This is a genomic window from Pseudomonas sp. Sample_22, assembly GCF_004307635.1.
Classification (GTDB): domain Bacteria; phylum Pseudomonadota; class Gammaproteobacteria; order Pseudomonadales; family Pseudomonadaceae; genus Aquipseudomonas.
In genome coordinates, this window is record NZ_RCNY01000064.1 from 1 (window position 1) to 8,061 (window position 8,061).

Consider the following 8,061-nt stretch of genomic DNA (forward strand, 5'->3'; position numbering starts at 1 on the left):
CGGCCCCATCGCTGGCAAGCCAGCTCCCACAGGAATTCGGTTCCCACATTGGGAATCGGGTTGTCAGTTACTTCCCGCCACTCCCCGCCACGCTTTCACCACCGCGCGTCAGGTAATAAGCGCCGAGAATCGGCAGCATGGTCACGATCATCACCAGCATCGCCACGACGTTGGTCACCGGTACGTCCCGTGGGCGGCTGAGCTGGTTGAGCAGCCACAGCGGCAAGGTGCGTTCATGGCCGGCGGTGAAGGTGGTGACGATGATTTCGTCGAACGACAGCGCAAACGCCAACATGCCACCGGCCAGCAACGCCGAGCCCAGGTTGGGCAGGATGATGTAGCGGAAGGTCTGCCAGCCGTCGGCGCCGAGGTCCATCGAGGCCTCGATCAAACTGTGCGAAGTGCGGCGCAAGCGGGCGATGACGTTGTTGTAGACGATCACCACACAGAACGTCGCGTGACCGACGATGATGGTGAACATCCCAGGCTCGATGCCCAGCGTCTTGAAGGTCGCCAGCAAGGCGATGCCGGTGATGATCCCCGGCAGGGCAATCGGCAGGATCAGCATCAGCGAAATGCCTTGTTTGCCGAAGAAATCCCGGCGATACAACGCCGCCGACGCCAGCGTGCCGAGGACCATGGCAATCGCCGTGGCGATGGCCGCGATTTGCAGCGACAGCTTGATCGCTTCCAGTACATCGGGCCGCGAAAACGCCACGCCGATCCACTTCAGGGTAAAGCCCTTGGGTGGAAAGCTGAACGCCGCGTCTTCGGTGTTGAAGGCGTACAGGAAGATGATCAGGATCGGGAAGTGCAAGAACACCAACCCACCCCAGGCGGCAATGCGCAGGCCTAATGAGGCTTTTTCAGAGTGCATCGAAGGCCCCCAGACGTTTGACGATGGACAGGTAAATGGCGATCAGCACGATCGGCACCAACGTGAACGCAGCGGCCATCGGCATGTTGCCGATCGCACCTTGCTGGGCGTAGACCATGCTGCCGACAAAATAGCCCGGTGGGCCAACCAGTTGCGGCACGATGAAATCGCCCAGGGTCAGGGAAAACGTGAAGATCGAACCGGCGGCAATCCCCGGAATCGACAGCGGCAGAATCACTTGCATGAAGGTCTGGCGCGGCTTGGCGCCGAGGTCGGCGGAGGCTTGCAGCAATGACGGCGGCAGGCGTTCCAGCGAGGCCTGGATCGGCAGGATCATGAACGGCAGCCAGATGTAGACGAACACCATGAAGCGTCCCAGGTGCGAGGTCGACAAGGTGCTGCCGCCAACACCCGGAATGCCCAGCACGAACTGCAAGACTGGCTCCAGTCCCAGATGCTGCACAAACCACTGCGCCACGCCGCCCTTGGCCAACAGCAGGGTCCAGGCATAGGCCTTGACGATGTAGCTGGCCCACATCGGCATCATCACCGCGATGTAGAAAAACGCCTTGGTCTTGCCGGTGGTGTAGCGTGCCATGTAGTAGGCAATCGGGAACGCGACGATGGCGCTGGCGATCGACACGACAATGGCCATGCTCAGGGTTCGCAGGATGATGTCGAAATTCGAGGGCTGGAACAGCGCGGCGAAGTTCGCCAGGGTCAGGTCGGGGCTGACCGCCATGGTGAAGTCGTCGAAGGTGTAGAAGCCTTGCCACAGCAATGTCAGCAACGAACCGAGGTAGATCGCACCGAACCACAACAGTGGCGGCACCAGCAGCATCGACAGGTACAGGTTGGGCCGGCGATACAACAGGTTGGAAAACCTGCGCAACGGCGAACCTCCCGACTGGGTTTGAGAAATAGCCAAGGTGCTCATTTCACACCCCGCCGACGACGGTGTCGTGCAACTGGACCATGGCTTCCCGCGCCCAGCGCGCACTGAGGCGCTGCCCGGTCTGGTGCTGCGCGCTGCTGTCGATCCACTGATTGTTGGCCTGGCTGATGTTCAGGGTCTGGCCATTCTCCAGTTTCAGTTCATAGCGGGTGGCGCTGCCCTGGTACTGGATATCGTGGAGCAAGCCGGTGACTTCGATTTCGTGGCTGGCCAGCGGGCCTTCGGCGAAACGCACGTGTTCGGGACGAATCGAGAACGGCTGCGGATTGCCACTGATTTGCTTCGCCAGATCACCGCGGATCACGTTGGAGGTGCCGACGAATTCCGCGACGAAGGTGGTGGCCGGTTTCATGTACAGGTTGCGCGGGCTGTCGACTTGTTCGATGCGGCCCTTGTTGAACACTGCCACGCGGTCGGACATCGACAGCGCTTCGGTCTGGTCGTGGGTGACGAAAATGAACGTGATGCCGAGCTGGCGTTGCAGTTTTTTCAGCTCGCCTTGCATCTGCTCGCGCAGCTTCAAATCCAGCGCACCGAGGGGTTCATCGAGCAACAGCACACGCGGACGATTGACCAGTGCGCGGGCCAGGGCCACGCGCTGGCGCTGGCCGCCGGAGAGCTGCACGGGTTTGCGCTCGCCATAGCCGCCGAGGGCGACCATGTCGAGGGCTTCGGCTGCGCGCTTGAGGCGCTCGGCCTTGGCGACCCCTTTGACTTTCAAACCGTAAGCGACGTTGTCGCGAACGTTCATGTGCGGGAACAGCGCGTAATCCTGGAAGACGGTGTTCACGTCACGTTGATACGGCGGCAGCCCGGCGGCTTCTTCGCCATGAATGCGGATCGAGCCTGCGCTGGGTTGTTCAAAACCGGCGATCAGGCGCAAACAGGTAGTTTTGCCCGAGCCGGAAGGCCCCAGCATGGAGAAAAACTCGCCGTCCTGGATGTCGATGGAAACCCGGTCAACGGCTTTCACTTCGCCGAACAGACGGGAAACGTTGGTGAACTGGACTGCAAGCGTCATGGTGCGGTGCTCCAAAAAGGCGAGGGCGGTCGCAGCGGCCCTGCCTGGACTTCTGAAAAAACTGAATCATTGCTTTTTGTGGCGAGGGAGCTAAGCCGCCGCTCCTGTGGCGAGGGAGCTTGCTCCCGCTGGAGGGCGCAGCCCTCCCAAAAGAGTTGATGCGGTTCGTCTGAAAAACCGCATCGACCGGTTTTGGGGCGGCTTCGCCACCCAGCGGGAGCAAGCTCCCTCGCCACAGGGATGGCGGCTTCGCCACCCGGCGGGAGCAAGCTCCCTCGCCACAGGGGGGCGGCTTCGCCACCCAGCGGGAGCAAGCTCCCTCGCCACAGGGGGGGCGGCTTCGCCACCCAGCGGGAGCAAGCTCCCTCGCCACAGGGGGACGGCTTCGCCACCCAGCGGGAGCAAGCTCCCTCGCCACAGGGGGGCGGCCCACCAGCGGGAGCAAGCTCCCTCGCCACAGGGGAGAGCGGCTTACCTGCCGCCCATGATCGCGATGTAGTCCTGGGTCCAGCGGCTGTACGGCACGAATTTGCCGCCTTCGGCTTGCGGGGTTTTCCAGAAGGCGATCTTGTCGAACTGGTCGAAACCGTTGGTCTTGCAACCTTCGGCACCGAGCAATTCACTCTCCTTGCACGCCGCCGGCACGGCTGGCAGCGAACCGAACCACGCCGCCACGTCGCCCTGGACTTTCGGTTGCAACGACCAATCCATCCACTTGTAGGCGCAGTTCGGGTGTTTGGCGTCAGCGTGCAACATGGTGGTGTCCGCCCACCCGGTGGCGCCTTCTTTCGGGATGGTCGACGCGATCGGCTGCTTCTCGTTGATCAGGCCATTGACCTGATACGGCCAGGCGCCGGACGCGACCACGCCTTCGTTCTTGAAGTCACTCATCTGTACGGTGGTGTCGTGCCAGTAACGGTGGATCAACGGCTGCTGGGCGCGCAGCAGATCGAGCACGGCCTTGTACTGCGCTTCGGTCAGTTCGTAGGGGTTCTGGATGCCCAGTTCCGGCTTGGCCGATTTGAGGTACAACGCGGCGTCGGCGATATAAATCGGACCGTCATAGGCCTGAACGCGGCCCTTGTTCGGTTTGCCGTCCGGCAGATTTTCCGCGTTGAACAACACGCCCCAGCTGTCAGGCGCAGTCTTGAACACGTTGGTGTTGTACATCAGCACGTTCGGCCCCCACTGATATGGGGTGCCGTAGGTCTGGTTGTTGACCACGTACCATGGCGCATCCTTGAGGCGAGGATCGAGGTTTTTCCAGTTCGGGATCAGCGCCGTATTGATCGGCTGCACACGCTTGCCACCGATCAGCCGCAGCGAGGCGTCGCCGGAGGCGGTGACCAGGTCATAACCACCCTTGGCCATCAGGCTGACCATTTCATCGGAGGTCGCCGCCGTTTTCACGTTGACCTTGCAGCCGGTTTCCTTCTCGAAACCGGTCACCCAGTCGTAGGCCTTGTCGCTTTCGCCACGTTCGATGTAGCCGGGCCACGCCACGATATCCAGTTGGCCTTCGCCGGCACCGACGGCTTTCAGCGGCTCGGCGGCCTGGAGGCTGGCGCTGGCCAGCAGCGCCGTGGTGATTGCACTGAGCAGTGCGGTCTTGTGCACGAACATGGGTATTCCCTCTTCTTCAAATTATGGTCGGGGCAGTTTTGAACGTGGTGAAGCATGCCGTTGGCGGCTTGTTATTAGCGTAGTCAGAGATGTTGCCCGTGGCGCGCCATGATGTGGCGCACCACGCTGTAGTCCTGGAGCGAATCACTGGACAGGTCTTTGCCGTAACCCGAGCGCTTGAGCCCGCCATGGGGCATTTCGCTGACCAGCATGAAATGGCTGTTGATCCAGGTGCAGCCGTACTGCAACCGCGCGGCGACCTGCATCGCCTTGTCCAGGTTCTGGGTCCAGACCGATGACGCCAGGCCGTATTCGGAATCGTTGGCCCAGTCCACCGCTTGTTCCAGCTCATCGAAACGCGTCACGGTGACCACCGGCCCGAACACTTCGCGCTGGACGATTTCGTCGCTTTGTTTGCAGCCCGCCAGCAACGTCGGCTGATAGAAGAACCCTGCGCCGGAATGTACCGCGGCACCGGTCACCCGTTCGATGTGCGGCTGGCCGAGGGCACGCTCGACGAAACTGGCCACGCGGTCGCGCTGGCGGGTGCTGATCAGCGGGCCGATTTCGTTGTCGGCATCGCGTTTGCCGGCAAACCGCAGGCTGCTGACGGCGGCACCGAGTTCAGCCACCAGGCGGTCGTGAATCCCGGCCTGTGCATAAACCCGGCACGCGGCGGTGCAATCCTGGCCGGCGTTGTAATAGCCATAGGTGCGCACGCCTTCGACCACCGCTTGAATGTCGGCATCGTTGCAGACAATCACCGGGGCTTTGCCGCCGAGTTCGAGGTGGGTGCGTTTGAGGGTTTTGGCGGCGGCCTGGAGAATTTTCTGGCCCGTGACGATATCGCCGGTCAGCGACACCATGCGGATTTTTGGATGGCTGACCAAATGGCTGCCAACCCCTTCGCCGCCACCGCACACGATGTTGATCACACCGCGCGGCAAGATCTCGGCCAGCGCTGGCGCCAGGGCCAGGATCGACAGCGGCGTGTGCTCCGAGGGCTTGAACACCAGCGTATTGCCGGCGGCCAGGGCCGGGGCGATTTTCCACGCGGCCATCATGATCGGGTAATTCCACGGCGCAATGGACGCCACGACACCAATGGGATCGCGCCGCACCATGCTGGTGTAGCCCGGCAGGTATTCGCCGCTGAGCTGGCCGGTCTGGCAGCGCACTGCACCGGCAAAAAAACGGAACACATCGACAGTCGCGCTCAAGTCGTCCTGACGGGCCAGGTGCAGCGGCTTGCCGCAATTCAGGGCTTCGAGACGGGCGAGCTGGTCAGCGTTTTTTTCGATGGCGTTGGCGATGTCCAGCAACAGGTTGGAGCGCTGTTGCGGCGTAGTCCGGGACCAACCGGCAAAGGCGCGGTGGGCGGCGAGGATGGCGGCTTCGACTTGTTCGGTGCTGGCTTCGGAAATCTGCGTGAGGATTTCGCCCGTGGCCGGATTGATGATGGGTTCGGCACAGCCTTGTCCGGCGACCAATTCACCATCGATCAACAATGCGGTGAACAACGGGGTCTGTGCACCAGTCATTCTTCGAGTTCTCTTTTCTTGTGTGGCCATGCGGTTCCCCTGTGACCGGGGGGCCGACCGTCTTATATAGTTGCAGCAAGACTAGTGCGCGGCCCCGAGGTCGACAAATTCTAAATACTGAAGGTGGCATTCGATTAAATAGATGGCTTGCGTCCGCCGTGGGGTTGTTCCCGCGCAACAGTAAGAAACGGGTCGACCAGCGCCGGCCGCGCCGTGCCCCTGCGCCATGCCAGGCCGACATCGAGGGTCTGGCTCAAGTCGGCAATGGGCCGCGCTTCGATGATGTCGCCCTCCAGTGACCACGGGCGATAGGTCATGTCTGGCTGGATCGAAACACCCAGACCCGCGGCCACCAGGCTTCGCACCGCTTCGGTCGAGGCGGTGCGCAAGGTGATACGCGGTTGCAACGAGGCTGCCGTCCACATCCGTTGGGCGTTGCGGTCCATTTCGTCGACGTTCAGTTGAATCAGCGGCTCGCGGGTCACGTCGGCGAGATTGATGCTGTCGTGCTCCAGCAGCGGATGCTGGGCCGGCAGCCACAGTCGATGGGGCGAATGGGTCAGCACTTCGGTCTGCAAGGCGTGGCGATCTTCGAGGTTGGAGAGGATCAAAACGCCGACATCGATCTCACCGCTGACCAGCAAATGCTCGATGTAGGGGCGCTCGTCCTCCATCACGCGGATCTCGACGTTGGGGTAGGCGCGCTGGAAACGGGTCAGCAAATCCGCCAGGTAATAACCGGCCACCAGGCTGGTCACGCCGATGATCAACTGCCCGGCGACCTGGTCGGTGCTCTGTTGCAGGCTGCGTTTGGCGTTGTCGACAGTGGCAAGGATCAAGTGCGCCTGTCGTAAGAACTGGTGGCCCTGATGGGTCAGGGTCATGCCCTTGGCGTGGCGACTGAACAGGCTGACGCCGATCTCTTCCTCCAATTGCTGGATCGCCAGGGTCAGGGTCGATTGGGAAATGAACGCGGTTTGCGCGGCGGCGGAGATCGAACCGGTCTCAGCGACGGCGATGAAATGACGGATCTGACGCAAGGTCATCATGAGAGGAAACCCAGTGGGCGGTTTTTATCGATAGGTTCGAGTGTATATCCATTTTTACGAAAGGCAGGCTGACTTCGAGCAACATCTGGAAGCACTCTCGCAGGTCAGGTTGCGGCACTTTCGATCTAGGCTGGTGGCCTCAAGGTTTGGTCAAACCTTTTAGTGGAGGCAAAAAATGAACACCCGTGGATTGCTCGATCAACTGCTCAAGTCCGGTCAGGACCTGTTGCAGAACAAGGCAGGCGGGGCGCAGGGCAAACCGTCCGGTGGCGCTCTCGGCGGGTTGCTCGGCGGTAACGGCGGTTCGGGCGGCCTCGGCAGTCTGCTTTCCGGTGCGGGTGGCGGTGCCTTGGCGGCAGGTGCAATGGGCTTGTTACTCGGCAACAAGAAGGCGCGCAAGGTCGGCGGCAAGGTTGCGGTCTATGGCGGCCTCGCGGCATTGGGCGTGATTGCCTACAAGGCCTATGGCAATTGGCAGGCTCAGCAGGGCACGGCGCCGAAGACCGAGCCACAGACCCTTGATCGCTTGCCCGCGGCGCAAGTCGAGCAGCACAGCCAGGCGATTCTCAAGGCGCTGGTCGCGGCGGCCAAGGCTGATGGCCACATTGACGCCCGTGAGCGCGAGCTGATCGAAGGCGAGTTCACCAAGCTCGACAACGATCAGGAACTGCAGCACTGGCTGCACGCCGAACTCAACAAACCGTTGGACCCCGCCGATGTCGCCCGCGCCGCCAGCACTCCGGAAATGGCCGCCGAGATGTACATTGCCAGTGTGATGCTGGTGGATGAGGAGAGCTTCATGGAGAAATCCTACCTCGACGAATTGGCGCGCCAGCTCAAGCTTGAGCCGGGTCTGAAGGTCGAGCTGGAGAAACAGGTCCGCCAGGCTGCTGTTTAAATTCTGCAAACGCCATCGCCGGCAAGCCTTGTTTCAGGATCATGATCGTTCCCACGCTCTGCGTGGGAATGCCTCAACGGACGCTCCGCGTTCGGCT

At 61.7% G+C, this 8,061-nt stretch carries 7 protein-coding genes; 1 reads left to right on the forward strand and 6 read right to left on the reverse strand.

The annotated features are described in order from the left end of the window. Positions 1-67: 67 nt before the first annotated feature. The 6 genes from D8U73_RS16840 to D8U73_RS16870 all read right to left on the reverse strand — a co-directional run bounded on the left by D8U73_RS16840 (position 68) and on the right by D8U73_RS16870 (position 7,066). Positions 68-877, reverse strand: a complete 810-nt coding sequence (locus D8U73_RS16840) for an ABC transporter permease (protein ID WP_056856299.1) — start codon at positions 875-877, stop codon at positions 68-70. Continuing rightward, positions 867-1,814: an ABC transporter permease gene (locus D8U73_RS16845; RefSeq protein ID WP_130905170.1), complete on the reverse strand. Its 948-nt coding sequence runs from the start codon at positions 1,812-1,814 to the stop codon at positions 867-869. Before D8U73_RS16845 ends, D8U73_RS16840 begins: the two co-directional genes overlap by 11 nt. A gap of 1 nt (position 1,815) precedes the next feature. After that, complete coding sequence (locus D8U73_RS16850; RefSeq protein ID WP_056856297.1) at positions 1,816-2,853, reverse strand: ABC transporter ATP-binding protein; 1,038 nt, start codon at positions 2,851-2,853, stop codon at positions 1,816-1,818. Positions 2,854-3,324: 471 nt separating this feature from the next. Next, a complete protein-coding gene (gene ydcS, locus D8U73_RS16860) occupies positions 3,325-4,476 on the reverse strand; it encodes a putative ABC transporter substrate-binding protein YdcS (RefSeq protein WP_056856296.1) in 1,152 nt (383 codons plus the stop codon). Between the two features lie 83 nt (positions 4,477-4,559). After that, positions 4,560-6,017: a gamma-aminobutyraldehyde dehydrogenase gene (locus tag D8U73_RS16865; RefSeq protein ID WP_056856295.1), complete on the reverse strand. Its 1,458-nt coding sequence runs from the start codon at positions 6,015-6,017 to the stop codon at positions 4,560-4,562. A gap of 134 nt (positions 6,018-6,151) precedes the next feature. Further along, positions 6,152-7,066, reverse strand: a complete 915-nt coding sequence (locus tag D8U73_RS16870) for a LysR family transcriptional regulator (RefSeq protein WP_130905171.1) — start codon at positions 7,064-7,066, stop codon at positions 6,152-6,154. A 175-nt stretch (positions 7,067-7,241) separates the two neighbouring features. On the opposite strand from D8U73_RS16870, the gene D8U73_RS16875 reads away from it, so the two are divergent. Then, entirely contained in the window at positions 7,242-7,964 is a 723-nt protein-coding gene (locus tag D8U73_RS16875; protein WP_130905172.1) for a tellurite resistance TerB family protein, read from the forward strand. Positions 7,965-8,061: the final 97 nt, after the last annotated feature.

What these genes read in the sequence shown, in the direction of transcription:
- D8U73_RS16845 (WP_130905170.1), bottom strand. Translation starts at nt 1,814, where the DNA reads ATGAGCACCTTGGCTATTTCTCAAACCCAGTCGGGAGGTTCGCCGTTG.
- D8U73_RS16850 (WP_056856297.1), bottom strand. Translation starts at nt 2,853, where the DNA reads ATGACGCTTGCAGTCCAGTTCACCAACGTTTCCCGTCTGTTCGGCGAA.
- D8U73_RS16840 (WP_056856299.1), bottom strand. Translation starts at nt 877, where the DNA reads ATGCACTCTGAAAAAGCCTCATTAGGCCTGCGCATTGCCGCCTGGGGT.
- D8U73_RS16865 (WP_056856295.1), bottom strand. Translation starts at nt 6,017, where the DNA reads ATGACTGGTGCACAGACCCCGTTGTTCACCGCATTGTTGATCGATGGT.
- D8U73_RS16870 (WP_130905171.1), bottom strand. Translation starts at nt 7,066, where the DNA reads ATGATGACCTTGCGTCAGATCCGTCATTTCATCGCCGTCGCTGAGACC.
- ydcS (WP_056856296.1), bottom strand. Translation starts at nt 4,476, where the DNA reads ATGTTCGTGCACAAGACCGCACTGCTCAGTGCAATCACCACGGCGCTG.
- D8U73_RS16875 (WP_130905172.1), top strand. Translation starts at nt 7,242, where the DNA reads ATGAACACCCGTGGATTGCTCGATCAACTGCTCAAGTCCGGTCAGGAC.